Origin of the sequence: Rheinheimera maricola (assembly GCF_016918075.2) — a bacterium.
Lineage (GTDB): Bacteria > Pseudomonadota > Gammaproteobacteria > Enterobacterales > Alteromonadaceae > Alishewanella > Alishewanella maricola_A.
Genome location: NZ_JAERPS020000002.1, coordinates 486,111 through 512,167, shown reverse-complemented (window position 1 = coordinate 512,167; position 26,057 = coordinate 486,111). Strand labels below are relative to the sequence as shown.

Below are 26,057 nucleotides of genomic sequence, written 5' to 3'. Positions count from 1 at the left end.
AGCTGTCGTTGTGCAACAACTGCAGGCAAGGGGCTAACCTGTGGCATTGTCCAGTGTCCGGCATGGGTACAGTGCTACCACCGCGGCCAGTACTAACAGCACCACTGCGACATTAATCAGCCCGCTGTAGCTGCCGCCGTTAATCACCAGCGCGGCAAATAACGGCCCGCTGGCCAGGCCCATTTTTGAGGCAAAGCCGCCCAGCGCCGCCATTTGGCCAGCCTGGTCAAACTCAGCACAAACACCCAACAGATAGGCAATGCTAAACGCCCAGGTAACCCCCACTGCCAGATTAGCCAGCCAGAAAATAGCGGCATTGGCACTAAAATGCAGCGCATAGGTCGCCACAGCGGTAATAATAATGCTGATAAATACCGGCAGTGCGCGGCCAAGGCGGGTAGACAGCCAGATCACCAGTACCGAGCCCAGCAGCCCCAGCCAGGCCGATACTCCCAGCGCCGGTGAAATAATGCTTAAGGTTAAACCGGCCTGTTCGCCCAGTTCAATAATGTAGGCATACAGCGCCATATTGGCGGCCTGGAATAAAAAAATGGCTAAAATGGCTGCCAATAGTGGCCGGTAGCGCACGGTAGCAGCGCTGTTAGTTGTTGCGATAGGTAACAGCGGATAGGCCGGTAAAAAAGCCAGCATCAACAAGGCGGTCAGGCTAAAGGCAATAAGCGCCATAAACAGCAGCCAGGAGCCATACACCGGCACCAGCGGTGGTAACAGCATAACGCCCAAACCGCCCAGGCCAAACTGCACCAGCAGCAACATACCAAAGGCTTTGTGCACCTGGCCGCAACGTGCCATTACGGCAAAAGCTATACCGACCAGCAGGCCGCCGGTTAAGCCGTGCACTGCGCGCAGCAGCATCATCGGTAGTGGGTTTGTCAGTAACATTGAGATGAAATCGAGGCTGATCAACAGTAACAATAAACCGGTGCAGGCGGCTTTCCATGGCAGTTTTTTTACCAGGAAGATGGCAATAAAAGCGCCGACGGCGGCACCGTACACATTGCAGGAACCAATAAGCCCGGCGTCGCGGGCGCTAAAACCGCGGCCATCAATTAAGCCCGATACCAGGGCAGGCATGATGTTGACGTAAAATAAGCCAGCAGTGGCCAAAAAGGCTAGCATCAGCCGTGCTAAATGGCTGTCGGCGGCCACCGGCAGCAGGCGCAAGCGCTTACTGGCTGTGGCGTTAAGTGTGTGTTGCTGCGTCATGGCGGCGGCACCTTTTATTCTAATTGTTAACTTAGCCTATCAGCTTTTATCGCTGACAACAGAGCCAGTTTTAGCCGGCGGACAGAGCCAGTTGCCGCACCGGCCATTTTGTTAACTGCAAACCGGGCTGATTTTTGCCAGCTCTTTTACCGTTTTGCTAAAGCCGTATTCGCTGCTATCGCTGACATAGTAATACACCATCTGGTTGGGCAACATTACTACACCAATACCACCGAAACCGGACATATAAGGCACCCAGCTGGGGCTAGCACAGCCCACTTCAGTGGAATCACTTAAGTCATAGCCCCAGAAGCCATAGCGGTAACGGCTGCTTGGTATATTGGTACTCAGGCCGCCATTGCTGCCCAGTTGCATTGCATCCTGCAGCATGTCAGCGTCCAGCAGTTGCTGGCCATTAATCTTGCCCTGTTGCTGGTACGCAAAACGGCCCAGTTTAATTAAATCATCGCTGATAAAGGTCAGGCCATAACCGGCCCAGGGTTGTGCTGCTACATCGTAGGTGCGTTTGCTGTAATAGCTTAGCGGGCTTAGTTGCAGCGGTTGCCACAGCTCATTTACCAGTAAATCAGTGTAATAGTCGGCATTGCTACCCGCCAGGCTGCGGTAATACTGCTGCATAGCGCGGCTTAAGATATAGCTGTCAGAGCTGTGATAGACGAAGTGACTGCCTGGCGGCGCTTTACGCGGATAGCCACAGGCGTGCTGTATTTTTAATTGATGGCTGCCAACCAGAAAAAAGTTATCGATAGTAGCCTGGGCACCTTCGTCGACCGAAGCGCCGGCTGAATTGTAATTGCCGGTGGCCATATCCAGTGTCTGGCCAAAGCTGACATCAGCCCAGCGGCTGGCTGCACATTCACTGACATAATTACTGATCTTGAGATTGCGCTGATTACCGCCGTACTTTTGCTCCAGCCGCATCAGGGCAAAGCCCGCCACCACCGACTTGGCCGTAGAGTACGACGGCAGTGCCATCTGCTGACAAAACGGATAATCGCCCTGGCGGGTGCTGCAGTTGCCGGCATAGTGTACGCCGTTGTAGTAGACGCCATAGGCCGATAAGTGGCTGCTGCTTTGGTCGGAGCCAATATTGGCAATAACAACACCCGCTTGCGGGTAGTCGCTGGCCAGCGCACTTAGCGGTTTTACCGGTAGCCGGGCGGCAAGTTCCTGCTCGAAGGCGGTTTTAATGGCGGCGGCATTGCTGATAACGGCGCTCTGGTAACTGGCATTCACTTTGCCATGCAGGTTAAATTTAAAATACTGACAAGTTTCCTGGGCTATCTGGTAGGCCAGTTTCGACACACTGCCGTCGTCTTTAAATAAGAACGTCATTACGCCATTGTGGGTGCAGTTGGCGTTGACTTCCTGCAAGGCAAACGGCAGCGCTACGCGGCTATAACCATTGTCGCCGTTTTCCTGCCATACCCGGCCGGGCAGTAGCAGATACTCCCAGGATGGGTGGCTGGTAGCAATAAGTTGGCGTTGCAGTGGAATGAGGTGCGTGCCGTGCTGGATAAACTTAAAGCTAAAGTCCGGTAAGCGGTTCGGCTTAGTGTAACTGCTGGCCAGTGCTGTGCCTTGCTCAGTTAACGTACCGCTAACGATACTCAGGGTTAAGGTGCCGCTAAACTGGTTCAGCGGGTTAGCGGCATTGGCGGGTATGGCGTACTGGCTGTAATTTTGCAGGCTGATACTGCCGCTGCCGGTAAGCTGACTATAACTTAGGCCACTGCGCACTACTGCGCCATTGCCGGGCAGTGAAGGTGGAGCAGTTTGCAGCGACAACGGGTCGGCACCTGCAGCAGGACATAACAGTGCCAGCAACACGGCAATAAAACGCTTGAGCATGGCGCGAACTCTGGCTAAAAATGGTTTAGCTTTACCTTCACACAGTACTACCGTAGCCAAAAGAGCCAGTTTGGCAGAAAAAGCAGGGCCAGATTTAGCCAGCAGGTTTAGCCACTTTGCAGGGCTGCGGTATTAGCCAGATGTCGCATTGCTTTGTAGCAGGACAGGCGTTATAACAGAGGTGGCTAAGTATAAGGATAGACGCCGTGACAACGAGTTTGATTGAAAAAGATGAAATTCAGTTGGTGTATATCAGCGAGCGCTGTATTAGCACTGACGATGCAGCGATTAATAAGATAAAACTGCGCGCCGAGCCGAATAATTACCGGCGAAATATTACCGGCGCGTTGTTATTTACCGAGCGTTATTTTTTACAATATCTGGAAGGCGAAGCGGCTGTGGTTGATGCGCTGTACGCCAGTATTTGCCGCGATAAACGCCACACTAATGCGCGGGTGTTACTCAGGGCGCCAATCAAACAGCGCGATTTCTCACGCTGGAGCCTGGGGGTGAAAAAGCTACTGGATAACCAAGAAAACCAGGACCTGATAGCCGTGCTAAATATGATAGGCCAAGCCAGCAAGGTAACCGAAAGTCAACTCGACTGGTTTAAGCTGGCATTGAAGTAGCGGCGTGCTTGCTACTTCATGCTGGATAGATGGTTATTCAATATTTGATCTACTTGTAAATTGTAAAATTATTTTTGTTTTAAGTCATGTTGCTGTGCGTTTTTATGTTGGTGTTTTCGTTGTTTTACCCGCCACTTTACCCACCATTTTTTGTTCGCTTTTTAAATACTCATTAACTCCTTAGATTCGAAAGCGGGTTATCAAATTGTTGCTCTGCATAATCCAATACGTCATTTGACAGCCTTGTAAAAACCGCTAACGCGTCGCGCCATTGGACAGGGCTTTCAGCATACACCATAGGGCTAACATAGCTGTTATAGCGCTGCTCGAACTTTGGGTTTGCAGCTAAGAGCTGCAATCCGAAGCGCAATTCCTCGATAGGAGATTCAACCATCTGCGGGTGTTGATTACCATAGCGTTCAACATCGGTTTTAATGGCTCTGACTACCAGAGATCCAAGTTGTTCTATCTCGGAAGGTTGGGCAAGCTGGATATGGTAGGTATCGTAAATATGTCTAACTAAGGTCTCATCATCATCTCGTTCGCTGTTACGCGCCACACTGGCAGTTCTGCGCATCATTGACAGCAATTTTTCTGCCTGCGTCTCAATAATAACAGCGCAAGACAACTCCTTAATCTCGATATCAGATCCCAACATTTGCGCATAAATTGACTGGATACTGCGAGACTCAGCAATACTAAGTAAATCAGATTCGATAAACTCCAACTTGATAAATGGGCGAAGGCAAGGTGCTTGCTGGTACTCCTGGGGGTAACGGATATCGAAGCTAAAGTACCTGTATTCATCCAGTACCAGCGCAGCTTTCTCAATAGAAAAAGTTTTACTCACTGTAATTATTGACTCAACCAACTGCTTAGCCGCTTTACGGGCATTTCTTTTCGCATTGCGGGAAGTAAGCTCAGAAAACGTCGGCTTAGGAACCAGTTTCAGATCAACATCTTCTGACATTCGATAGGTTTTTATCGATGATTTTGCCAGCGCTGTGCCGCCAGAAAATACGATTTGGTGAGAGGGAAGTTCAATAGAACATAAATGCACCAGCAGCTGTACGACATAATAGTCTTTTTCAACAATAGCCGGGTTACCAAGCCCCAGGGCGTTGGCAACGTCGACAAAAAGTGAGCTATCGAACTTCGTTGACACGCTGTTTCCCTACCGCAATTTTGCGGGTAAAGCGTGAGCTCTTTGGAATAATTTTGACGTTTGCCGGAATTTGAGTGCTTTCGCCCGACAAATTTTTAAGAGACAAGTCATCAAGCTTATAATCAACGCCTAACCTTTCCATGGCTTCAATAAGCACCCCATCGTTACCGGCTGGGTTATCTGGCATTAACTGGCCAGTGATGCGATTGACTCTGGCACGCACATACAGGCCATAACCAATTTTAAGCAGCAAGCCCTCTTGCACCAGGCTTCTGAGACCTCGGCCAACCTGGTCATAATCAGCGATATCAGTAAAATCAGAGCGCAGGAAAACAGAACGCTTAGAGCGCTTTACTCTGGTTTGTAGTCTGTCTTGTATCGTCATCTGATACCTCCTGCAAAGAATGGTCATAGCATATGCAAAAATACGACATTTATCAAATGCAAAAATACGACATTTATACTCGGAGTTATACAGTGATTTTGAAGGGGAAATTAAGGTGTTTGGCTGAGCTATTGATATTAATCTGCGGTTTCCTCTACCGCAGTTTTACGAGGAAGAAGTGAGTAGATATACTGGCTGTTTAGTAACTATTGACATAGTTCAGGGCAATTTAGAATGAAAGCAGGTCGCAACGAGCCATGCCCTTGTGGCAGCGGTAAAAAATACAAACAGTGCTGCATCAATGCTACATCTAAACAGCATAGCGATGTATTCGATGATATTGCGCAAACTGTGGCGATGAATCCTAATTTGACGCTTGAGGAGTTAAACCTTGTAGCGCAGCAGCGAATGGCAGAACGTAATAACCGACATAGCGCCGATTTTTGCGGTTTGACACCAACGCAAATGGCGAACTGGCTTTATGCCCCGTTGGATGAACTAGAGTGGCTGACCATAAGCACACCTGAAGATATCTCATCTAGTCCTGTGATGCGTTATTTAACATTGATATTTGATGAAGCGATGCAAAATAACGGTTCCTTTAAAGCAACCAGCAAAGGCAACTTACCGGCAAAGTTGGTTAAAGAGGCCGGTGACTTATTGCCGGAGTTTGCAGTTAACCAACACCGCACCAATATTAGTATCAGTGAATTTTCCGGTATTAATGAAGATAAATTTAATGCTTTGCACTATGCCCGCGTTCTGGCTGAAATTGCCGGCATTATTTACTTAAGATCTGGTCGTTTTCATCTTAAAAAAGCAGCACAGAAGCAGTATCAAGCACAAGGCATCAAGGCCTTTTTTCTACCTATGTTAGAAGCAGCCACTACCAAGTACAACTGGGGCTACCTGGATAGCTTTGAGCATGATGTTAATCTAAGGAGCTTTTGGTTATTTATGCTTTGGCGTTTGCAAAGCCACGGCTCTATTGAACAGTTGATAGACGACGTTGCGAAAGCGTTTCCAGACTTGCTACGCCAGCTGACACCTAACGAGCATTTTTCACCTATCAGGCTACTGAGCTTGCTGATTGAGTCACGCTTTATTAAACGCTTTTTACAGTTTTGGGGCTTTGTTACTGCTGATCCTAAAACGTACTTAGATGGTGTGAAAGTACCTGGAAAGGTATGTATTCAACCGCTGCTAACACAAAGTTTCTCATTTGCGGTTTGATTCTTGCGGCATTGCGTAACTCAAATCAGGCGCTAACTAACAATTAGCGCCTGATGACGAAATGTAACATTCACATTTTTGCACTCCCAACCCCAATATCGTTTTTGAGGCGATTAACCTTGTTATTCACCTCTCTGGGTGAGCAGATTAGCTAACGTATTCACCTCAACAACGTAAGCCCGGCAAAGGTAAGCCGTCATCTGGCCCAGTTGGTTGAGATGGAGTCTTTGGTGAAAACCGATTCTGGGGAGAAGTACCAGGTATGTGATCTTGTAATAGCAGGCTCCACTATGAACCTGCTATTTAGTTGGGCGAAAGTACAATATTATTCAATATTCTGAATTTGCTCGCGCATCTGCTCGATTAGCACCTTAAGCTCTACCGCCGAATTGGTTATTTCAGTGCTGATGGCTTTGGAGGATAGGGTATTCGCTTCGCGGTTAAATTCTTGCATCATAAAGTCTAAGCGTCTGCCACAGGCGCCGCCTTTTTTCAGCGTGTGGCGGGTTTCTTTGATATGCGCATCTAAGCGGTCGAGCTCTTCGGCGACGTCAGATTTTGACGCCAAAAATGCCATTTCCTGCTCTAAACGGCCTTGATCTAAATCGGCTTTAATTTCATTTAAGCGATTGGTAATGCGATCGCGCTGCCATTGCATGGCTTGTGGCAGGTGCGTTCGCACGAAGGCTACCTGTTCGCCGATGGCGCTTAAGCGTTGCTGGATCATACCTTCAATGGCTTCACCTTCGCGGCCGCGGCCGGCTAAGAAGTCTTGTAAGGCGGTGTCAAAACCAGCCAGCAGTTCTCCTTGCAGGGCGTCTAAGTCTTCGGTTGGTGTTTCCATTACGCCGGGCCAGCGCAGTATGTCGGCGATGTTTAATTGGGCTTGTGGCGCTTTTTGCAGTAACTGCTGGGCTTTTTGCAGTAATTGCTCGGCAAATACGTCGTTTAAGGTTAGCTCGCCGGCGGCCTGGTTGGCGTGGTAGCGCAGGTTAACTTCTATTTTGCCGCGCTGCAGGCTGTTACGGAGTTTGTCGCGCAGCAAGCTTTCTAAACCGCGAAACTGCTCCGGCAGGCGAAAGTAGGATTCCAGGTAACGTTGGTTTACCGAGCGGATCTCCCACTGGGCTGTGCCCCAGCTGGCTTTGGTTTCGTGGCGGGCAAAGGCGGTCATGCTGTGGATCATAATTAATTCTCTGGCGACAAATAAAAGCAGAGTATACCCGAGGCTAAGGCTTTTTGGCGAATTGCTCGCCCTAATACGCGTCGCCTTTCAAACTGCACGGGTGTTGGCTGCAACTACTCGCCGATTCACTTAGTATTGCTAAGCTCATCGGGCTCGCAGCCTGGCCGCCTACGTGCATTTAGAAATTCATAGCGTATAATGTCGGCCATTGTTAATTTCAGGAGTGCAGCTATGCGTCCAAGTGGCAGAACCGCCAGTCAGATCCGTCCCCTTACTTTTACCCGTCAATTTACCGCTCATGCTGAAGGCTCAGTATTGGTTGAGTTTGGTAATACCAAGGTAATTTGTACCGCCAGCGTAGTAGAAGGTGTACCGCGCTTTATGAAAGGCCAGGGCAAGGGCTGGGTAACGGCAGAGTACGGTATGTTGCCACGCGCAACCCACACCCGTAACGACCGTGAAGCCGCACGCGGTAAGCAAGGTGGCCGCACCATGGAAATTCAGCGTTTAATTGGCCGCGCGCTGCGCACCGCGGTGGATTTAAAACTGCTGGGTGAAAATACCATTACTATCGACTGTGACGTAATTCAGGCCGATGGCGGCACCCGCACTGCGTCTATTACCGGTGCTTGTGTGGCGTTGGTGGATGCCCTTAACCATATGCGTGCCAAAGGCACCATTAAAACTAACCCGTTGAATTTTATGGTAGCAGCGGTATCGGTGGGTATTTATAAAGGCACAGCCGTAGCTGATTTAGACTATGCCGAAGATTCAAATGCCGAAACCGATATGAATATCGTGATGACTGAAACCGGCAAAGTGATTGAAATTCAGGGCACGGCCGAAGAAGCGCCGTTTAGCTTTGAAGAAATGCAGCAGATGATGGATTTAGGCAAACACGCCATCCGTGAAATTATCGACGAGCAAAAGCGCGTACTGGCTTAAGACTGTTTTAAGGTGCTGAGGTAATAATCTTTGAAGGTAAAGAGCAGGCTATGAAACAATTTCAAATTGATTTTATTGAATTCGCGCTGTCGCGTCAGGTACTTAAGTTTGGCAGTTTTACACTAAAATCCGGCCGCACCAGCCCGTACTTTTTTAATGCCGGTTTGTTTAACAGCGGTGGCGATTTAGCCAAGCTGGGCCGTTTTTATGCGGCGGCGCTGCAAGACAGTGGCCTTGAGTTTGATGTGCTGTTTGGCCCGGCGTATAAGGGTATCCCTATTGCCACTACTACGGCGGTAGCCTTGGCGGACCATTATAACCGTGACGTGCCGTACTGCTTTAACCGCAAAGAAGCGAAAACCCATGGTGAGGGCGGCAATTTAGTCGGCTCGCCGTTACAGGGTCGCATTATGCTGGTGGATGATGTTATCACTGCCGGTACCGCGATCCGTGAATCGATGCAGTTAATTCAGGCGCAGGGAGCTGAGCTTACCGGGGTATTAATTGCACTGGATAGGCAAGAGCGCGGCCAGGGTGAGTTGTCGGCAATTCAGGAAGTAGAGCGTGACTTTAATACCAAAGTCATCTCGATTATCAGCCTGCCGGATTTGATCAGCTATTTAGCCGATAAGCCGGAAATGGCGCTGCATCTGGAAGCCGTGAAAGCTTACCGGGCGCAGTACGGTGTTAATGCTTAAAGCACAACGGTAGCCAGAGAGCGAAGTGTCAGGCAGCAAAGAGCTGGAGCAGGGTACAGTGTCAGGAAATGCTTTCTGCACCGGCTTCAAGGATCACATCCTTGTGCCCTCTCAGCCTGCGCGGCATCCATGCCGCTGTTCCGAAAGCACACCTGACCCTGTACCTGATATTTTAGTGGCAGGCCGAAGATACACAGTGGAGCAAGGACAAACAGATGTTAAAGCCAAACGGTGTCGGTTTAGGCCGCATTATTAAAGCAGCAAAATGTTCAATGCAAGGCTTTGCTGCCAGTTGGAAGCATGAGTCGGCCTTTCGCCAGGAAACTACTCTCGCCGTTATCTCTGTACCGCTAGCGGCCTGGTTGGCGAATTCTGTCAGCCAGTTTGCGCTGTTGGTTAGCGTATGGTGTTTGGTGTTGGTTGTGGAGTTACTGAACTCCGCCATTGAATCGCTAACTGATCGCGTAAGTTTAGAGCGGCACGAGTTGTCTGGCCGGGCTAAAGATATGGGCTCGGCGGCGGTGTTTGTTAGTTTAGTGATTGTGGCGCTGGTATGGGGCGCTGCGCTGTACGAGCGCTTTGTCTGAACTTGGCTTAATTAATGAAAGCATTGCCTAATCCCTGACGCTATAGCATGCCATGCTAACTACTTCGCTAAGACGGATGTTGTATGGCCGGCTCAGTGACCAGCGGCAGCAACATGGCAAAATGTACGCCTGTCTGCACATCATCGATAAGATCAATGCGACCGTTTAAACCCTGCGTGATCAGGTTATACAAAATATAAGTGCCAAGGCCACTGCCGCCGCCTCCGCGGTTGCTGGTAACGAACGGGTCCCATATCCTCGGCTTGATTTCTTTCGCAATGCCCCTGCCATTATCATAGTAATTCAAGTGCAGGTAGCCATCTTGTATTGCGGCCTGAATGCAGATTTCGCCGTCAATTTTCTCAACAAAACCATGGATCAATGAATTCATAATCAAGTTAGTAAAGATCTGCGAGAATATGCCGGGAAAACTAAACAATTCAATATCGGCTGCAATTTCAAGTTTGATTTTATGCTGGGTTTTTTTCAGTTTAGGTGACAACGACAAAACAACATTTTGCATGTAATCCAGTAGGTTGAAATGTCTTGCCTCTTCACTGGACTGATCAATTGCAATAAGTTTAAAGCTACGGATTTGCTCGGCGGCGCGCTCCAGATTTTTATGTATCACCGCTGCGGCTTCAATCAGCTCGTGGGTAATACGCACAAATACCGCTTTACTCAGGTGCCCCTCTTCTAATGAGCTACAGAGCTGGTCGGTTAGATAAGATAAATGTGTTACCGCGGTAACTGCGACGCCAATCGGGGTGTTAATTTCGTGCGCGACACCGGCGACCAGGCTGCCTAAAGAGGCCATTTTTTCCTGTTCAACCAGTTTACTTTGAGTGGTTTTCAGGTGTGAAATCGCCTGGTCCAGCTCAGTAATACTGTGTTGTAACTCGCTGGTGCGTTGGTTGACTTTTTCTTCCAGGGTTTTATTCAGCTCCAGCACCTCTTGCTCTTTTAATTGCTGAATGCGGTTTTTCTGCTCTATGACATCCAACATGCTATTAAACGACTGAATAACATCATGTAAGTCTTTATCTTGTAACAGCTGGGCTCTGCGGCTGTAGTCTTTGGTGTTGGCGATAGAGCTGGTAACAAGTTTAAGTTCCTGCAATGGCTTTAACGCAGAGCGACTGGCAATTAACGCCAGCCAGCCGGCCAGCAATATAGCAATTAACAAAGCGCCAGCGAATGTCCATTGCAGCTGGCGTACCCGTGTGGTAAGGCCTTGCATACTCAACTGCAGTTGCAGGTAACCAATGATATTGTCGTCTAATTGCACCTCGGTGCTGTATTGCAACTGCTGAGCAGTAAATTGCGCCCCGCTTATGGGGGGTTGCAACAGCGTGGCGGGTGGCGTGTGCCCGTAAAAGGCAAACAGTGACAATGAGCTGCTGTCGTCATTCAGGCGGTATAACTGGGCACCAATAACATCAGGTTGCTCTTTTAATGCTGCCAGCATAGCGGTAGCCACTTCGGGTTGCTCGAACATTACACTGGCCGTGCTCATAGAAGCTAGCATTCTGCCTTGCGCTACGGTTTGCACTTGCAGATGCTGCCGATATTGGCTGCCACTGCTCCAGATAATAGGTAGCATCACCAAAATCAACAGCAGTACAGAGGTGAGTAATATCGCCAAAAACACTTTTTGATGAAACGACAGTTTGGCCATGACTACCTCTGCTTAGCGACGGACAAAAATGATGGGCTGGCTTTTAGTTCTGAACGGGACAACGCTGCGGCGTTCAGATAGAGCACCAAACGGTTTTGCTCTAGTGCCAGTTCGATTAAGGCTAAATCATCGCTGCTGACATTGGGTGCGGTTATTTTCAATACGCGGTCACCATACTGTTGTAGCTGTTGTAATTGTTGTTCGTTGGGGGCTTGTACCAGGTACAAAATATGGCAATCGACCGGTGCAGCAGTCAGGCTTTGGCCACTTAAATGAATCACTTGTACGGGCAATTGGTGCAAGACGCGGCTTTGTGTGCCTTGCTGCAGCTTTTGCATTAATGGCAGTTTGGCGTCGCCAAACAGGCATAGGGTAAAGTGCTGGCTGAGGGTATCAGCCGGCCATTGAAAAAACTTGGCAATATTAAACACGTAAGCGGCCTGTAACGTGGCAAAGCGCTCGGCGTCGGGTTGTTGCGCCGATAAGGCGTGGCTTGGTGATGCCAGCATGATGGCGGCTAGGCACAACATTAAGCTGCGTTGACATAGCGTTAACAGTTTGTATGGCCAGATTAAAATCGTGGTCGGTTTACTTGCCATCTGCTGGATCGATTCCTACACTCGAACAGATCTCTAGTTTAGACAGACACTTTAATTATGTCGCATTCCCGCCTGATTTTTATTGGTTTTTTTATCATGTTGCCCCAGTGGGCGCATGCTCAAGCAGCTGATGAGCTGTTTGATATGAGCCTGGAGCAATTGTTAAATCAGCCGGTGGTCACGGCCAGTCGCTACCAACAAACGGTACAGGAAGCGCCGGCCATTATTACTGTATTAAGCGCCGAGCAGATCCGCAATAGCGGTGCCAGCAGCCTGTATCAGTTGCTAGAACAAGTAACCAGTTTCTATATGAGCGGTTCGCATTTCTTCCCGAATAATGTCAGTGCGGTAAGGGGTGACTTGTTAACACATGCCGACAACCATGTTTTGATCCTGCTTAATGGCAAGCCGCTACGTGAAAGTTATTCCGGTGGTATTAACTTTGCTATTTACAATGCTTTTCCAATACTGGCGTTGGATAGAGTTGAGGTTATTCGTGGCCCCGGCTCGGTGCTGTATGGCTCTAACGCTTTTAGCGGCGTGATTAATCTGGTAACTGGCAGCAAAAATGGATCTCGGGCTCAGCTTGGGTTGGGGCAGGCGGGTTACGGCAGTGCCGCTTTGGCATTAACAACCGAGCAGTCTGCCTGGCGGGCACAGCTGGCGGTACAGCTAAACCAGCAGGATGGCTGGCGGTTTGGCTCTTTTGATAACAACGGCCAGTATGACGAGATGGATTATGGCCAGAAAAACAGCGGCATCTATGCCAGTGTGACGTACAACAGCTGGCAGTTGGATGCACTTAGCCTGCAAAGTGAGCAAGATTTTTTTGGGGCCAGCACCAGTTGGGCTGGCACGGTAGCCCCAGGACAGCGGCAGGAAAAAGGTCAGCGGCATGCGTTAACGTTAAGCAACCAATGGCAGCAATCTGAACGGTTTTGGCTGGACTCTGCCATTAGCATTGCGCGGATGGAGTTTAGTCACTATAACTACGACGCTTACGCCACGGAGCGTTATATCGAATTGAATCAGCACTGGAAGGCGTCTGAAGTGTTGGCGCTGCAAGCAGGTGGTGCTTTATGGTGGCAGCGCTTTGGTACAGAAGCCGGCCTGGCAGCAGCCCCGGTGCCGCAAACCCGCAACCGGCGCGATACGGCCTTTCTGCAAGCTGATTGGGCAGTATTACCGACAGTAAAGTTATCGCTGGGCACACAATTTAATCACAGCCAACGTGGCAACAGCGAGTGGGTGCCGCGAGCAGGTATAGTGTGGCAGCTTAATCCGCAGTGGCATGTCAAACTGTTACAGGCGCAAGCGTATCGTGACCCTTACGGTGTTGAAACCGACTTTTCGCTGATCTTACGTAACGCTGATGGCGATATCACTGGCGGGCTTAGAGGTAATCCTGCGTTAACGGCAGAAACAGTAGATACTACTGATCTGCAGTTGTTATATCAAAGCAGCCGACAAAAATGGAGCCTGACATTGTTCGACAGCCAGGCGAAGCAGCTGATTAGCCGGCAACGGGCGGCTGACAATGTGATTGATTTTGTTAATCGCGGCACTATGCAGCTAACAGGCGCAGAGCTGGAGTGGACCCGGCAATGGCCGGCGCGTTGGTCGTTTGATTCGGCGCTAACCTACCAAAAAAATAAAGTTAATGCGCAGGATGACTTCACCACGGTGCCAAATTGGTTATTTAAATCTACCTTACAATATAACGCGGCCGAACCTTATGGTGTGGTTAATCTGCAGGCACAATATGTCGGTAAAGCCGCTGATATCGCCGTGCGCAACCCTGCAAGGCAGGCACTTAACCCAGCCGCTGATGCTTACTGGCTGGTGAATTTGAGTTGGCGCTTGCCGTTACAGGCAATATGGCCACAGGCACCGGCGGGGACTTCGGTGCAAACGGTATTATACAACCTGCTAGATGAAGCGATTTATCAGCCAGAATTTGTTGGCCAGCGTATCAACACTATTCCGGCCCGCTCGCAGCGCTGGTTTAAGCTGGAGTTGAATTGGGACTGGTAGTTCAGGGTGCCGTTACAGTGATACCGGCTAACCAAATAATGCACTGTGTAGGCTAGCCCACTGATTGGCCCAGTGCTGAGTTGGCAGCCGGGTAAAACCAGAGCGGACAAACTGGCTGAGTTTACCCTCTACCGTGGCCAGCAGCAGGTTGGCCAGCTCGCCTTCGTCGATACTAAAGCCTTTCCCCTCACGTAGCTTACGCTCACGCAGGCATTGCTTTAACTGGGTTTCCAGCTTTTCAAATAACAGAGCAACGCGTTCTTGCAAGCGTTCCTGCTCGCCCTGCAGTGCATCACCGGTTAATATGCGGCAAATGCCCGGGTTGCGCTCGGCAAACACTAATATCAGCTGCAAAATAAGTTCGGTGCGGCTGGCGGTGTCTTTATGCTCATCCAGAATCACGTTAATGCGCGATAGTAGCGTGTCTTCAATAAACTCGATTAAGCCTTCAAACATGCGCGCTTTGCTGGGGAAATGCCGGTAAAGCGCGGCCTCAGAAACACCGACTTTTTCTGCCAGTGCTGCCGTGGTAATACGTTGGCCGTTATTGCTTTGCAGCATAGCAGCCAGGGCTTGCAGGATATCTTCTTTACGGTTTGTACTGCGTGGTGCCGGCATTGGGTGTCCTGTATTCAATTTAACTTGTACGTTTACTGCTAAAGTTGTTGGCAGCTGTATATCGGGCGCTGGCAGACAGCGTGCTCTCGTAACAGCGGCATGGATGCCGCGCAGGCTGAGAGGGCACAGGGATGTGAACCTTGAAGCCGGTGCAGAGAGTATTGCTGTCTGCAGGCGCATTAGCCTGACAGGTAAAATATGTTTTACCTGCGAGTACACCGGCCTTCGGCACTGTTAAACTTCAGTATATGTTGTTAGCAATCAGGCTTTGCCGGAATGGCCAAAGCCGCCTTCGCCGCGCGCTGTCTGCTCAAAGCTATCCACGATAGTAAATTCTGCCTGCACTACCGGCATAAACACCAGTTGGGCGATGCGATCACCCGGCTCAATAGTAAAGCTGTCGTTGCCGCGGTTCCACATTGATACCATTAACGGCCCCTGATAATCCGAGTCGATTAAGCCAACCAGGTTACCCAGCACGATACCGTGCTTGTGGCCCAGGCCAGAGCGCGGCAGGATGGTTGCACACAGGTTCGCATCGCCAATAAAAATGGATAAGCCGGTTGGAATTAATACCGTTTCACCTGGCGCTAAACTTAGCGTGGTATCTAAGCAGGCACGCAAGTCTAAACCGGCAGAGCCTGGTGTGGCATAGGCCGGCAGTGGAAATTCTGTACCGATACGTGGGTCGAGGATTTTTAAATCAATGGCTTTTTTCATTTACGGCTTAACTCTTATGTTAACGGTAATTAGTATTCTAACGATAATTAGTTGGCGCTAAGTTGGCTGTGGATATGCTGCAATATCGCTTTGGCTAAGCTGGCCTTAGCTTGGGCTGGCAACGCCAGCTCACCAGAGTGCCACAGCAAGGTGACAGCATTGTTGTCGCTGTTAAAGCCGTGCTCAGCCTTGGATACGTCATTAGCACAAATTAAGTCGAGCTTTTTACGCACCAGCTTGTCTTTGGCGTATTGCAGCAGGTTTTGTGTTTCCGCGGCAAAGCCAACGGTAAAAGGCCGGTTTTGTAAAAGTGCCGCCACGCTGGCAATAATATCCGGGTTTTGCACCAGCTTTAGTTCAAGTGCGCTATCGCCTTGTTTCTTCATTTTTTCGCCGGCAACTTCTGCCACACGGTAATCCGCTACCGCTGCACAACCGATAAAAACATCGCTCTGTGTCGCTTGTGCCAGGGCTGCGTCAAACATGTGCTGCGCGCTGGTAACGTCTATGCGTTTAACGCCGGCTGGTGTAGTCAAGTGCACCGGGCCGCTTATTAAGGTAACGTCGGCGCCCATAGCAGCTGCCGCGGCGGCTAAAGCAAAGCCCATTTTGCCGGAGCTGTGGTTGGAGATATAACGTACCGGATCGATTGCTTCACGGGTGGGGCCAGCAGTAATTGTGATTTTAATGTTATTAAGTTGCTGTTCAGCTAAAAAATGTTCTTCTACTGAGCCAACTAGCTGTAACGGTTCCAGCATGCGGCCTGCACCGGTATCGCCACAGGCTTGATCACCGACCCCAGGGCCATAAATGTAAAAATTATATGAACTAAGCTTGGCTAAATTCTGTTGAGTGGCTATGTTTTTATACATCTGCTGGTTCATTGCCGGTGCTACTGCAACCGGGGCGCTGCTAGCCAAAATGCAGGTAGTCAGTAAATCGTTAGCTAAACCGTGCGCGATGCGGGCAATAACATCGGCACTGGCTGGGGCAACAAGTATGATATCGGCCCACTTTGCCAGTTCGATATGGCCCATGGCCGCTTCGGCAGCCGGGTCGAGCAAGCTAGTACTAACCGGGTTGCCGGACAAGGCTTGTAGCGTAAGCGGCGTAATAAAGTGCTGGGCGGCGTCGGTTAAAATAACCCGCACATCGGCGCCACGCTCTTTTAAGCGGCGCACTAAGTCAGCACTTTTATAGGCGGCAATACCGCCGCTGATACCGAGTAAAATGCGTTTATTGGCAAGCGTTTGCTGCATAACTAAGCCACCGGAAGTGGAAAAAACTGGCGCTAAGATAGCATGGAAACACAAATTCAGCATCAATTCAGGGAGTGATTGTATGAGTATTCGACACTGGCCCGCCACTGAGCGGCCGCGGGAAAAATTGCTCGACAGAGGCGCTATGGCGCTGTCGGATGCAGAGCTGCTGGCGATTTTTTTACGCACCGGCATTGCTGGCACTGATGCGGTAACGTTAGCGCGGCAATTATTAAACCAGTTTGGCTCATTGCGACGCTTGCTGGGTGCTAGCCAAAACGATTTTTGCGCAGCCAAAGGTTTGGGCGAGGCTAAATTTGTGCAGTTGCAGGCGGTATTGGAGCTAAGTAAGCGCTATTTGCAGCAGCAAATGCAGCGCGATACCGTGTTTAGCGAGCCCGACACCGTAAAACGCTATTTACAACATGCTATTAGCGCGGAGCAACGCGAAGTGTTTTTACTGCTGTATTTAGATAGCCAGCACCGGTTGATCAAAGCAGAGCCTTTATTTTCCGGCACAATAGATGCTTCGCCGGTGTATCCGCGTATTGTAGTTCAACAGGCTTTAGCGCATAATGCCGCCGCTGTTATTCTGGCGCACAATCACCCATCTGGCGTGGCCGAGCCTAGCCGGGCGGACAAAGCGATTACTGAACGCTTAGTTCAGGCGCTAATGTTGGTAGATATCAAGGTATTGGATCACTTTATTGTGGGCGATGCTGATGTGATCTCCTTTGCAGAGCGTGGCTGGCTGTGAAGATCTGCAGAGATCCTAGCCGGATCTTTGCGCGCGGGTGAAAGATTTCGCTTGAATAAGGCGGTTTATTCGTGTATAAATTGCGCCCTCTTGTTTTGGGGCAACCTTCTTGGCCGGAAGGGTGATGACAGCTCGAGCTGATGAAATTTTGGAGAACTATTGACATGTCTAGAGTGTGCCAAGTAACTGGTAAAGGTCCGATGGTGGGTAACCGTCGTTCACACGCCAACAATGCTACTAAGCGCCGTTTCCTGCCTAACCTGCAAACTCACCGTTTCTGGGTTGAAAGTGAAAACCGTTTTGTTACATTACGTACTTCTACCCGTGGTATGCGCATCATCGATAAGAAAGGTATCGATGCGGTATTAGCCGAAGTGCGTGCTAACGGTCACAAGGTGTAAGGAATAGAAAATGCGCGATAAAATTCGTTTAGTCTCTTCTGCAGGCACTGGTTTCTTCTATACAACTACGAAGAACAAGCGCACCATGCCAGAAAAGATGGAAATTAAAAAGTTCGATCCTAAAGTGCGCAAGCATGTAATTTTCAAAGAAGCGAAAATCAAGTAATCGAACACAGAAACCCGGCCAACGCCGGGTTTTTGCTTTTTATACCCTGCCTCAGCTACTATGCCCCTGTTGTTTAATCACGTTTGGCCTCAAGCATGCTAAAACTGTCCCGCCGCAATTGGAACAATGTGCTAATTTTTGCCGTGCTGATTTTGATGTTTGCCTTATACGGTATACCGCAGCGCTTGCAGCAATTGAATGCACCAGAGCATCGACTGATCCCGCTTGATACTGAACTATTAATGGTCGCCTTTGCTGACCAGCGTTTAATAAAAGCCGGGCCACAATGGCAATTGCAACCGGCACTACAAAAGCAGGTCGACGCAACTCAGCTGGCACTTGCCTGGCAGTACAGCTTGCTGACACCAGTGTCGGTAGCCGCGGATAAAAGCCGGGTGCCGATAGCGCAGGCCAGCGTACAGTTGGTGGGGCAAAATGCACCGCTGATTTGGTTATTGTATCCGGCTATGGATACCAGTAACGGCCAGTTTTTATTGCAACAAGCCGGCCAGAGCCAGTTTTATCAGCTAAGTGCGGCCCAGGCAGCACAATTGTTTTTAGTCAATACAGCGGAGTAACCGTGCCTGAATTACCAGAAGTAGAAGTATCGCGCCAGGGCATTAGCCCATACCTGGAAAATCAGCAGTTAGTAAAGGTTATTGCTCGCCAGCGCCAGTTGCGCTGGTGGGTGCCGGACGAAGTAATGGCGCAAACCAACCAGCCGGTGTTATCCGTTACCCGCCGGGCGAAGTATTTGCTTATTCAGCTGCCACAGGGTGACATTATTTTGCATTTGGGCATGTCGGGGCATTTAAAGGTAATACCCGCTGATACGCCGGCCACCAAACATGACCATATTGATTTTGTGTTAAACAGTGGTTTGGCACTTAGGTTAAACGATACCCGTCGCTTTGGTGCTGTGCTATGGCAGCAAAAGGGCGAAGTGCATCCGTTGCTGGCCAGTTTGGGACCGGAGCCTCTTAGCGATAACTTTAACCTGGCACACTTAACTGCAGCTTTTGCTAAACGCGGCAGTGCAGCCAAGCTGGTGCTGATGGATAACCATGTGGTGGTGGGCGTGGGCAATATTTACGCTAACGAAGCGTTGTTTAAAGCCGGCATTCTGCCAGCTAAACCGGCCAAAGCGGTTACAACACAGCAACTGGAAAAACTGCTGCCGGTAATTAAAAACACCCTGGCTGCTGCTATTGAACAAGGTGGCACCACGTTAAAAGATTTCAGCCAGGCCGATGGTAAGCCGGGCTATTTTGCCCAGCAGTTGTTGGTGTATGGCCGTGGCGGCCAACCCTGTATTAGCTGTGGTGAGGTGCTAACTGAAATTCGGCTTGGGCAGCGCAGTTCAGTATATTGTACGCAATGTCAGCATTAGGTTAAAAGCTTCTGGTTGCTGTTACACGTAACTCAACGCCACTAACATTTTCATTGTCGGTAATGGCCTTAGTCAGATCAATATGGATCATCGTACCGCGGCTGGAGTGATTTGACAGTAGTCTAACGCCAGCGCCCACTCCCACTAAGGTACTGCCGGCGTCAGTATTAGCATTTTGTTCGGCATTTTGCCAAACCTTACCGGCATCGATATAACCGGCAAAGGCGACATCAAGTAGTTGCCACAGCGACCAGTCGGTATAGCGGCGGTACTCTGCAGTGACTAATGCCCTGGCTTCGCCGCTACGAAAGTAACTGGGATAAGCACGCAACTGATCGTCACCACCAATGTATATGGGGTCGTCGCGGAACAGTTTGTGACCTTTATCCAAGGTAAGCTTGCCTATAACACTCTGGTATTCATCTAACTGTTTTATCAGTTGCCAGTGCGAGCTGAACAGGTATTGTGGTTGGTTAAACTGGCGTTGCAGCCAGCTTAGGTCTGATAAAAGGTAAAGATCTGCCGCCAGCTGCCAGTTTTTTGCAGCACTTATATGCCAGAACAATGCATCTTCGTCAGCACCCAACCCTTTGCTGTATCTGCCGAGCCGGGCATTGAGTTGCCAGCCAAAATTAAAGTCTTCAGTGCGGTTAAACGAATTGATGTTAAACAGCTTTTTATATGCTGCCTGAATGGCTTCGTATTCCAGCCAGACTCTGGATAGATTGCGATCTGGCGGAATGCCGAAGAAGGTACTTTCAGTGGTATAAAACTTAACGTTTTCAAGTTCAGCCGCAAACTTAACCCGGTGTATGTTATGGCTTTCAGGATGTAAGCGGTAGCCAAACTCAGCTTTAGCATGATTGCGCTGGCGCTGAAAGCTGTTGTATTCATCACCGGCGTCGTATTCATAGATATCTTCTGCCGTACGGTCTAGTTCGAACCCTAATGCCCAAGGCGACGACAAGCGGTAAAACGGCCGGTTAACGCTAAGCTGATAATTGTTACCATCACTGTTTTTACTATAGGCAACAGTGCTGTTCCAAAAACTGCCAAACATATTCGGTGAATAAAATATAAAACCAATGCCGGTGCGTTCACTGTCGTGTTTGTATTCCAGGTTCAGTCTGTTACCACTGCCCAGTAGGTTGTCCTCTTCAAAGCCGATAGCGCTTTTACTGCGGCCACCTTCGCTGGAGAAATCAAGCGTTGGCAGCAGCGACCAGTTATCCCAGGTGCTGACATTAACAATAACACTGTTGTCGTCGGCGCAATAATGGCTAATGTTAACTTCTGCTTCGCGGATATATCTTCTGCTGCGCAGTAAACGCTCTGTTTCGGCCAGTACGTCAATACGCAGTGGATCACCAGCTTTAAATAACAAATCATCTTGTAATACCGAGGTTTTTGTCACGGTATGCGTATAGTTGGCGAACTCGTGCAACCAGAATGATTTCTCGTCTGCTAAATCAAAGATGTTGTTTGGCGTATAAGTAATACTGCGGATAGTTATACCAGTATCCTTAGTTAGGAACTGGTTTTCAGCCACAGGTTGACAGTCTGCATAAACCTGTACGGTAAACAGCAAAAACAGGTTTATACTAAACTTCATCTTCATTAACGGCTCCATCTGCAGTTCTAATTCGAGTGTAGATCAGCTTGCTTAAAGTTGCCTTAACCTCTGCTGAGTATCTTGACCGGTTGCGATATTCAGTTGAGATTAACCGCTATGCTTTATAAAATAGCAATCATTTTTTACTTATTCAGCAATATGTTAATTACTGCTAAGGGAACTACGCTATGGAACTACCCACGCTGATTGCTACCCTGCGCAGTGCTCTGGAATCGAATACCGTACCTCAATTGCGCGAGCAGCTAGACGACGTGCACCCTGCAGACCTTGCCAGTGCCTTGATCGAGTTTGCACCGAATGACTTATGGACCTTGCTAACGGTTTTCCCCAGGGCTGAACAAGCCGAAGTGTTTGGTTATTTGCCTGCAGAAGAGCAGGTAGCCTTGTCGATTAGTATTAGCCGGCGCAAACTGGCGCCGATTATTCGGCAGATGTCGTCTGATGAACGTGCAGACTTATTTAACCGCTTAAGTGAAGAGCAGCGCGAAACGTTGTTGCCGGCCCTGGCGCAGGCTGAACGTGAAGACTTGCTGCGGCTAACCTCGCATGAAGAGGGTACCGCTGGTGCCATTATGACCTCTGATTATGCCATTTTGGGGCAAGAGCTTAACGTTGCCCAAGCGTTGGATTCTTTACGCCGCGAAGCGCCGGACAAAGAAACGATCTACTCGGCATACGTGGTAGATGGGGCGCGTCAACTGATTGGGGTGGTAACGCTGCGCGATCTTATTCTGGCGCCTTTGCAAATGCCAATAGAAGAACTGATTAACCACGATCCTATTTACGCTGCTGTGGCTATGCCGCAGGAAGAAGTAGCAGCACTGATTGCCAAATACGACTTATTGGCGCTGCCAATTGTTAACAATGAGCACCAAATGGTCGGTATAGTGACTTATGACGATGCGATGGACGTGGTCGCTGCAGAGGCTACCGAAGACTTTCACAAAACTGCGACCATCGGCAAACTGGAAACCAGCGTAAAAGACGCCAGTATTGGCTTGTTGTACCGAAAACGCGTGCTATGGCTGGTTATACTGGTGTTTGGCAATATTTTTTCCGGTGCCGGTATTGCCCACTTTGAAGGCACTATTTCCAGCCATATAGCCTTACTGTTTTTTCTGCCATTGTTAATTGGCAGCAGCGGCAATGCCGGCGCGCAGTCAGGCACGTTAATGGTGCGGGCGCTGGCGACCGGTGAGATAAAACTGCGTGACTGGGGCAATTTGTTGGGCAAGGAATGCCTGGTAGCGGGTTTGCTGGGGTTAACCATGGCAGCGGCGGTAGTGGGCCTGGGTTGGTGGCGCGGAGGTTATGATATTGCCGTGGTGGTGGCAGCGACGATGATGCTGGTGGTATTGGCAGGTAGCTTAATTGGCTTATCACTGCCGTTTTTACTCAGCCGTTTTAAACTTGACCCCGCCACCGCCAGCGGCCCACTTATTACTTCAATCGCCGACGTCGCTGGCGTGGTGTTGTATTTTTCTATTGCTACCTGGTATTTGGGGCTTTAATTCTGTAAGCGTTGCAGCTTAGCCAGTAACGCAGGTAATTGTGCTAATGGCACGGCCGGTGACCAGTAATACCCCTGGCCTTCATTGCAGCCAAGTTCAGCAAGACGCTGTGCCATTTCTGCATTTTCAATCCCCTCGGCAATGGTTGTTAAACCTAAGCTAGCGGCCATCTGAATAATAGCTTGTACCAGTGATGCATTGGCTTGCCATTGTGCTTGATTGGAAATAAACGAGCGATCAATTTTCAGCGTACTGGCATTGAAACTACGCAGGTAACTCAGGTTGGAATATCCAGTACCAAAATCGTCAATGGCTAGTGTTACGCCAATTTGGCTCAAGCCATTTAGTTGTCGTTGAATGTGGTCGGTGTTATCAATCAGCAGTGATTCTGTTAACTCTAATTCAAGCGCCTGGGCAGGCAATTCGGCGGCGTTCAGGGCGTCTTGTACTATCGATTGCAGACGACCATCTTTGAACTGTACAACGGACAGGTTGACGGCGACACGTAATGCATTGAAGCCTTGCTGACGTAGTTGAGCACAGTGCGAGCAGGCTTGATGAAGCACCCAGCTACCTAGTTGGTTAATTAAACCGCTACTTTCTGCCAACGGAATAAACTGGTCGGGGCTAATCATGCTGCCGTCAGGTTGCGGCCAACGTAATAGCGCTTCCACAGCGGTTACGCTACCAGTACTTAAACAAATTTTAGGTTGGTAATACAACAAGAGCTGCTGCTCAGCTACTGCCTGGCGTAGTAATTGTAATAGTTTAAATTTGTCGTTATTGGCTTGGTCTAAGGTGTCATTGTAGTAATGGTAAGTGTTGCGACCATCTTCTTTGGCTTTATACATAGCAATGTCGGCTTTGCGGCATAATTGTTTGAAGTCGGTGCCATCATCCGGTGCGCAAGCAATACCCAGTGATGCGGACACAGCGACTTGGGTCTGAAGCAGGGTAAACACCGAGGCACTTTGCTGTATCAATGTTGCCGCTAGTACGTCTAGTTGCTGTTGGTCAGATACTGTTGTGGGCGCCAGTACCAAAAACTCATCACCACCAAAGCGAATAAGATAGTGCTCTGGCGGTAATATTGCGCTCAACCTTAGAGCAAGCTGTTTCAGTAATTCATCTCCAGCCGCATGACCTAGAGCATCGTTTACAGGCTTGAAGTTATCCAAATCAATAAAAAAAAGCGCCAGCTTTTGCTGCTTCTGTTGGCAGGCGAGCAGTGACTGTTGAAACAGCTGCTCGCCAAACAATCTATTGGGTAAATTTGTCAGGGTATCGTGATGCGCCAGATGTTGAATATGCGCCTTACTTTGTTGCACTTTAATGTTCTCACCTTGCAGGGATAACATCAGTCGTTTCATATCACGTACCAACAAATACACACTAAAGCCGGTAATAGTGAAGATAACCACTATAAAGACAAGATGTGGCCAGCTCAGGCTTGGTGTATAAGGCGTAATAATATGATTTAGAGTGAGCCAGGTAAGGAGGATGCACTGAGTGATAATAATTAACAGTACCGTGATAAATACGCCAACACTACCAAGCAGAGCGGCAATAATAAGCAAGCCAGGATAGCCCAGTATTGCTAAATCAAATAGTCCGGCGCCGGTATAAGCAAAGGCAAACAGCATGCACGCCATACCGCTAAGTAAGATGTAAGCTGAGGTTAGAATAGAACGTTTAAAAGCAAAGCCAAGTGCAACCATGCAGCTGGTAAAGCCACTAACAAAAATAATTAAGGTGATGCCTCTGGCAACACTGGTTGAAATTAATAGCCCAATAGCAGCAACTAAACAGATTTGCATAAGCCGATCCCGACGTATTTCATTGAAATAATCTGTTGGGTTGGTTAACTGCGGCAGGGAAGTGGGTTTCATTTATCGTTGTAATGTCATAAAAAATGAGAACACCGTTTTACTGTAACCGTTTAATATGGAAATACCAAACGGCGAATGGTTAATTTTGTATTAGACTATGGTCAATGTGGTATAACGCGCTCCGCGTTAAAAACGAAAATACTTCGCTAAGCTCAGTATAATTAAGCTGATATAGCTAATAGCCACTGAAGGTTTAATTAATTGTATTGCATAATCGCTAAGTAATTTTGCCACGCCACCGCGCTGACTCTGCCACAAAGTGTGCCACTGCATGGCAATCTCGCTTTGCTGCGCATTGGCTTGCTCTAGCTGCAACAAGCGCTCGGCGGTTCGCTGCTGTACGACACGGAGCATAATTTCATGCAGCCAAAACAAACCAATGGCAACCAGTTGCAGCTGCAGCCCCGCGGTACTTTGCAGTAAGCATAGCCAGGTTGCAACCGCCACAATTTTTAACCAAATAGCCTGTTTGTCGTAACTGGCAAAGCTACGTTGCAATAACAGCCACTCTTGTTGGTTTGCCTGGTTCATAATAACTCCGGTTTAGGTTTCTGCACGCAAAGACGCTGCGCCATGGGCATGCTGAGGTTCAATATGGATACTGAGTTGCACACCGAGGTTGTTTAGTTTTTGCTCGGCTTCGTTCGCTATTTGGTGGGCGTGCTCAACACTCCAATCGCCAGGTACCTGCATATCCACCTGAGCAAACTGCAATGTCGCTGCGGCACGAGTTCGTAAATTGATAAAGTGTACTTTGCGACTGCTAAAACTCTCCAGTGTTTGTTCAATCTGCATAATACGCGGCGCCGGTAACGCTTTGTCCATCAAACCATTGACCGCCTTTAATAAAATATTGCCACCTTCATGTATAATATGCAGCGCGACGGCGACAGCGACGATGGGATCCAACCAACTATAACCGCTGTAAGCCGCCAGTGCGACACCAACTATCACGCCGGCTGTAGTCCAGACGTCGGTCATTAAATGCTTACCATCACCTTCCAGTGCCGGCGAACTGTGTTGTTTGCCACCGCGCAGCAGTAATATGGCAATGCCGAAATTAATTGCGCTGGCCAACACCGTTAATGCAGTACCCAAACCCAGCGTGGCGATCGGCTGCGGGTTGATTAAACGCTCTATGGCAGTGTACAAAATGACCAGTGCGGCAAGAAATATTAACCCGCCTTCAAAGGCTGCAGATAAATACTCCGCTTTGCTGTGACCATAGGGGTGGCCGTCATCGGCCGGACGGCGCGCCAGGCTGACCATCAACAACGCAAAACCAGCGCCGGCAACATTGACCAGCGATTCTATGGCATCGGATAAAAAGCCGACAGAACCGGTAAGGTGCCAGGCCAGAGTTTTTAGCGCCATGGTGATAAACGCCGCCAGCAAGGACAGTAACAACAGCTGGCGCGGGCGCAGGTTTAACATTGCGTATTCCAAAAGGTATAAGAGGCTTAGTGCAGTGTAGA

The 26,057-nt window shown here is 49.2% G+C and carries 26 protein-coding genes; 12 read left to right on the top strand and 14 right to left on the bottom strand.

Features of this window, described 5'->3' with window-relative positions; genetic code table 11:
- Window positions 1-33 precede the first annotated feature (33 nt).
- Both I4W93_RS08045 and I4W93_RS08040 read right to left on the bottom strand, forming a co-directional pair.
- Window positions 34-1,227 carry an MFS transporter gene (locus tag I4W93_RS08045; protein WP_205309715.1) on the bottom strand — a complete coding sequence of 398 codons (1,194 nt, stop codon included), beginning with the start codon at window positions 1,225-1,227 and terminating at the stop codon, window positions 34-36.
- Window positions 1,228-1,338: 111 nt separating this feature from the next.
- Window positions 1,339-3,159, bottom strand: coding sequence for a serine hydrolase domain-containing protein (locus I4W93_RS08040; protein WP_205309714.1), 1,821 nt, complete (start codon window positions 3,157-3,159; stop codon window positions 1,339-1,341).
- A 146-nt stretch (window positions 3,160-3,305) separates the two neighbouring features.
- Between I4W93_RS08040 and I4W93_RS08035 the strand changes: the two genes are divergently transcribed.
- Complete coding sequence (locus tag I4W93_RS08035; RefSeq protein ID WP_205309713.1) at window positions 3,306-3,728, top strand: BLUF domain-containing protein; 423 nt, start codon at window positions 3,306-3,308, stop codon at window positions 3,726-3,728.
- Between the two features lie 172 nt (window positions 3,729-3,900).
- On the opposite strand, the gene I4W93_RS08030 is transcribed toward I4W93_RS08035, so the two are convergent.
- Window positions 3,901-4,893, bottom strand: a complete 993-nt coding sequence (locus tag I4W93_RS08030; protein ID WP_205309712.1) for a nucleotidyl transferase AbiEii/AbiGii toxin family protein — start codon at window positions 4,891-4,893, stop codon at window positions 3,901-3,903.
- Entirely contained in the window at window positions 4,874-5,278 is a 405-nt protein-coding gene (locus I4W93_RS08025; protein ID WP_205309711.1) for a DUF6088 family protein, read from the bottom strand. Before I4W93_RS08025 ends, I4W93_RS08030 begins: the two co-directional genes overlap by 20 nt.
- Before the next feature lie 234 nt (window positions 5,279-5,512).
- Between I4W93_RS08025 and I4W93_RS08020 the strand changes: the two genes are divergently transcribed.
- Window positions 5,513-6,511 carry a YecA family protein gene (locus I4W93_RS08020; RefSeq protein ID WP_205309710.1) on the top strand — a complete coding sequence of 333 codons (999 nt, stop codon included), beginning with the start codon at window positions 5,513-5,515 and terminating at the stop codon, window positions 6,509-6,511.
- A 325-nt stretch (window positions 6,512-6,836) separates the two neighbouring features.
- Here the strand turns inward: I4W93_RS08020 and I4W93_RS08015 are convergent, their stop codons facing one another.
- Window positions 6,837-7,697 (bottom strand): YicC/YloC family endoribonuclease, encoded by an 861-nt coding sequence (locus tag I4W93_RS08015; RefSeq protein WP_205309709.1) that lies wholly within the window; start codon window positions 7,695-7,697, stop codon window positions 6,837-6,839.
- 231 nt (window positions 7,698-7,928) lie between these two features.
- Here I4W93_RS08015 and rph point away from each other — a divergent pair, with 231 nt between their 5' ends.
- The 3 genes from rph to I4W93_RS08000 all read left to right on the top strand — a co-directional run bounded on the left by rph (window position 7,929) and on the right by I4W93_RS08000 (window position 9,927).
- Complete coding sequence (gene rph / locus I4W93_RS08010; RefSeq protein WP_205309708.1) at window positions 7,929-8,642, top strand: ribonuclease PH; 714 nt, start codon at window positions 7,929-7,931, stop codon at window positions 8,640-8,642.
- 50 nt (window positions 8,643-8,692) lie between these two features.
- On the top strand, window positions 8,693-9,340 hold the full coding sequence (gene pyrE / locus I4W93_RS08005) for an orotate phosphoribosyltransferase (protein WP_205309707.1): 648 nt from the start codon (window positions 8,693-8,695) through the stop codon (window positions 9,338-9,340).
- Window positions 9,341-9,555: 215 nt separating this feature from the next.
- Complete coding sequence (locus I4W93_RS08000; RefSeq protein ID WP_205309706.1) at window positions 9,556-9,927, top strand: diacylglycerol kinase; 372 nt, start codon at window positions 9,556-9,558, stop codon at window positions 9,925-9,927.
- A 67-nt stretch (window positions 9,928-9,994) separates the two neighbouring features.
- Here the strand turns inward: I4W93_RS08000 and I4W93_RS07995 are convergent, their stop codons facing one another.
- On the bottom strand, window positions 9,995-11,605 hold the full coding sequence (locus tag I4W93_RS07995) for an ATP-binding protein (protein ID WP_205309705.1): 1,611 nt from the start codon (window positions 11,603-11,605) through the stop codon (window positions 9,995-9,997).
- 2 nt (window positions 11,606-11,607) lie between these two features.
- Complete coding sequence (locus tag I4W93_RS07990) at window positions 11,608-12,204, bottom strand: YfiR family protein (RefSeq protein ID WP_205309704.1); 597 nt, start codon at window positions 12,202-12,204, stop codon at window positions 11,608-11,610.
- 57 nt (window positions 12,205-12,261) lie between these two features.
- Between I4W93_RS07990 and I4W93_RS07985 the strand changes: the two genes are divergently transcribed.
- A complete protein-coding gene (locus I4W93_RS07985; protein WP_205309703.1) occupies window positions 12,262-14,238 on the top strand; it encodes a TonB-dependent receptor plug domain-containing protein in 1,977 nt (658 codons plus the stop codon).
- 27 nt (window positions 14,239-14,265) lie between these two features.
- Here I4W93_RS07985 and slmA read toward each other — a convergent pair whose 3' ends face one another.
- The 3 genes from slmA to coaBC form a co-directional block, all read right to left on the bottom strand.
- On the bottom strand, window positions 14,266-14,856 hold the full coding sequence (slmA, locus tag I4W93_RS07980) for a nucleoid occlusion factor SlmA (protein WP_205309702.1): 591 nt from the start codon (window positions 14,854-14,856) through the stop codon (window positions 14,266-14,268).
- Between the two features lie 261 nt (window positions 14,857-15,117).
- Entirely contained in the window at window positions 15,118-15,576 is a 459-nt protein-coding gene (gene dut / locus I4W93_RS07975) for a dUTP diphosphatase (protein ID WP_205309701.1), read from the bottom strand.
- Window positions 15,577-15,623: 47 nt separating this feature from the next.
- Window positions 15,624-16,835 (bottom strand): bifunctional phosphopantothenoylcysteine decarboxylase/phosphopantothenate--cysteine ligase CoaBC, encoded by a 1,212-nt coding sequence (coaBC, locus tag I4W93_RS07970; protein WP_205309700.1) that lies wholly within the window; start codon window positions 16,833-16,835, stop codon window positions 15,624-15,626.
- 82 nt (window positions 16,836-16,917) lie between these two features.
- On the opposite strand from coaBC, the gene radC reads away from it, so the two are divergent.
- The 5 genes from radC (at window position 16,918) to mutM (ending at window position 19,549) form a co-directional block, all read left to right on the top strand.
- Window positions 16,918-17,592, top strand: coding sequence for a RadC family protein (gene radC, locus I4W93_RS07965; protein WP_205309699.1), 675 nt, complete (start codon window positions 16,918-16,920; stop codon window positions 17,590-17,592).
- Window positions 17,593-17,756: 164 nt separating this feature from the next.
- Window positions 17,757-17,993 carry a 50S ribosomal protein L28 gene (gene rpmB / locus I4W93_RS07960; RefSeq protein ID WP_040551802.1) on the top strand — a complete coding sequence of 79 codons (237 nt, stop codon included), beginning with the start codon at window positions 17,757-17,759 and terminating at the stop codon, window positions 17,991-17,993.
- 10 nt (window positions 17,994-18,003) lie between these two features.
- Complete coding sequence (gene rpmG, locus I4W93_RS07955; protein WP_008219722.1) at window positions 18,004-18,159, top strand: 50S ribosomal protein L33; 156 nt, start codon at window positions 18,004-18,006, stop codon at window positions 18,157-18,159.
- Window positions 18,160-18,254: 95 nt separating this feature from the next.
- A complete protein-coding gene (locus I4W93_RS07950; RefSeq protein WP_205309698.1) occupies window positions 18,255-18,737 on the top strand; it encodes a hypothetical protein in 483 nt (160 codons plus the stop codon).
- A gap of 2 nt (window positions 18,738-18,739) precedes the next feature.
- A complete protein-coding gene (mutM, locus tag I4W93_RS07945) occupies window positions 18,740-19,549 on the top strand; it encodes a bifunctional DNA-formamidopyrimidine glycosylase/DNA-(apurinic or apyrimidinic site) lyase (RefSeq protein WP_205309697.1) in 810 nt (269 codons plus the stop codon).
- Between the two features lies 1 nt (window position 19,550).
- Here the strand turns inward: mutM and I4W93_RS07940 are convergent, their stop codons facing one another.
- Window positions 19,551-21,167 (bottom strand): BamA/TamA family outer membrane protein, encoded by a 1,617-nt coding sequence (locus tag I4W93_RS07940; protein WP_205309696.1) that lies wholly within the window; start codon window positions 21,165-21,167, stop codon window positions 19,551-19,553.
- Between the two features lie 182 nt (window positions 21,168-21,349).
- Between I4W93_RS07940 and mgtE the strand changes: the two genes are divergently transcribed.
- A complete protein-coding gene (gene mgtE / locus I4W93_RS07935) occupies window positions 21,350-22,693 on the top strand; it encodes a magnesium transporter (RefSeq protein WP_205309695.1) in 1,344 nt (447 codons plus the stop codon).
- On the opposite strand, the gene I4W93_RS07930 is transcribed toward mgtE, so the two are convergent.
- The 3 genes from I4W93_RS07930 to I4W93_RS07920 form a co-directional block, all read right to left on the bottom strand.
- Entirely contained in the window at window positions 22,690-24,510 is a 1,821-nt protein-coding gene (locus I4W93_RS07930; protein WP_205309694.1) for a putative bifunctional diguanylate cyclase/phosphodiesterase, read from the bottom strand. The genes mgtE and I4W93_RS07930 overlap by 4 nt on opposite strands.
- 198 nt (window positions 24,511-24,708) lie before the next feature.
- Entirely contained in the window at window positions 24,709-25,113 is a 405-nt protein-coding gene (locus I4W93_RS07925; protein WP_205309693.1) for a hypothetical protein, read from the bottom strand.
- 12 nt (window positions 25,114-25,125) lie between these two features.
- Window positions 25,126-26,016: a cation diffusion facilitator family transporter gene (locus I4W93_RS07920; protein WP_205309692.1), complete on the bottom strand. Its 891-nt coding sequence runs from the start codon at window positions 26,014-26,016 to the stop codon at window positions 25,126-25,128.
- Window positions 26,017-26,057: the final 41 nt, after the last annotated feature.